Raw genomic sequence first — 1,425 nt, 5'->3', positions numbered from 1 at the left:
CACGTGCACCACGGTGAGCCAGGCCGGCTCGACCATCCCGTAGGAGAGCACGCGGCCGAGCTGGGCGGCATGCCACTGCGGGGAGAGCCAGCCGATCCAGCGCAGCCACACCGGCAGCGCCTCGAGCGGGTAGAAGGTGGCGGAGAACAGGAACAGGGGCATGATCACGAGCCGTTGCAGGGTGGCGAACTGGCCCTTGTCCTCCTTCAGGGAGGCCGCGAACGCCATGATCGGCGCGCCGACGGCGAGCCCTCCGAGCGTGGCGGTGAGGACCTGCACCCACGCCCACGGGCTCGAGACCACGCCGAACGCCAGCATCACCAGCAGGAACACGGCAGCCTGGAACACGAACCGCAGGCTCACGGCCGCGAGGTGGCCCAGGGCGATCTGCGCCGGAGACAGCGGAGTGGCCTGCGCCGCGTAGTACGTGCGCTGCCACTGGAACCCGCCCATCACCGGGTAGGAGAACTCGACGGACGCGGTCATCAGCGCACCCGAGGCCAGCAGCGCCGGGGCGATGAACGCGACGTAGGAGACCCCGCCCAGGGCGTCCTGCGGCATCCCGCCGCCCATGAGCTGGGCCAGGCCCAGGCCCATGGCCAGCAGGTAGAGCACGGGCTCGCCCAGGGCACCGACGATCAGCACCATGCCGTAGCGACGCATGGACCGCAGCTGGTGTTCGGCGAAGTACAGGGCGCCGCGGCGCTTCACGCGCTCCGCGGACTCCGCCGCGGTGACCGGTGCGCGCAGCGGCTCGGCGGGCGTGGTGGGGGACGGCACGGGTCAGTCCACCAGGGTGCGGCCGGTGAGGATGAGGAACACGTCCTCGAGGCTCGCGCGGCGGGTCAGCGTGGTGACGGGGGCGGGCAGGGCGCCCTCGTCGACGAGGCGCTGCACGACGTCGTGCAGGTCGTCCGCGCGTCGGGCGTAGACGAGGACGCGGTCCGGGAGGACCTCGACGCGGTGCACGACGCCGTCACCCGCGTGGGCCTGGACGGTGCGGGCCGCGGCCTCGTTGCGGTCCGCGCCGAAGCGCGCCTCGAGGACCTCCTGGGAGGCATGCTCGCGGATGAGCTCGGCGGGGGTGCCGGCGGCCATGATCTCGCCGCCGTCGACGACGACGAGCCGGTCGCACAGCTGCTCCGCCTCGTCCATGTGGTGCGTGGTCAGCAGCAGCGTGGTGCCGCGTTCCTTGAGCCGGTAGAGGCGGTCCCACAGGATGTGGCGGGCCTGCGGGTCCAGGCCCGTGGTGGGCTCGTCGAGGAGGAAGAGGGCCGGCTCGTTGACCAGGGCGCGGGCGATCACGAGCCGCCGCTTCATGCCGCCGGAGAGGTCGGTGACCTTGGCGTCCGCCTTCTCGGTGAGCTGGGCGAAGGCCAGCAGCTCCTCGGCCTTGGGCCGCAGGTACGAGTAGGGCAGGCCGAA

Annotated in this window: 2 protein-coding genes; both read right to left on the bottom strand. The window is 72.4% G+C overall.

Going from position 1 to position 1,425, the window contains the following annotated elements; all coding sequences use genetic code 11:
• On the bottom strand, window positions 1-780 hold a 780-nt coding region (locus tag AB0N07_RS51020), incomplete at its 3' end, for an ABC transporter permease (protein WP_365847825.1).
• 3 nt (window positions 781-783) lie between these two features.
• Window positions 784-1,425: ATP-binding cassette domain-containing protein (locus tag AB0N07_RS51015; RefSeq protein WP_365847823.1), on the bottom strand; the 642-nt coding region annotated here is incomplete at its 5' end.

Source organism: Streptomyces sp. NPDC051172 (genome assembly GCF_040682555.1).
Lineage (GTDB): Bacteria > Actinomycetota > Actinomycetes > Streptomycetales > Streptomycetaceae > Streptomyces.
This window is presented reverse-complemented; position numbering and strand designations above follow the sequence as displayed.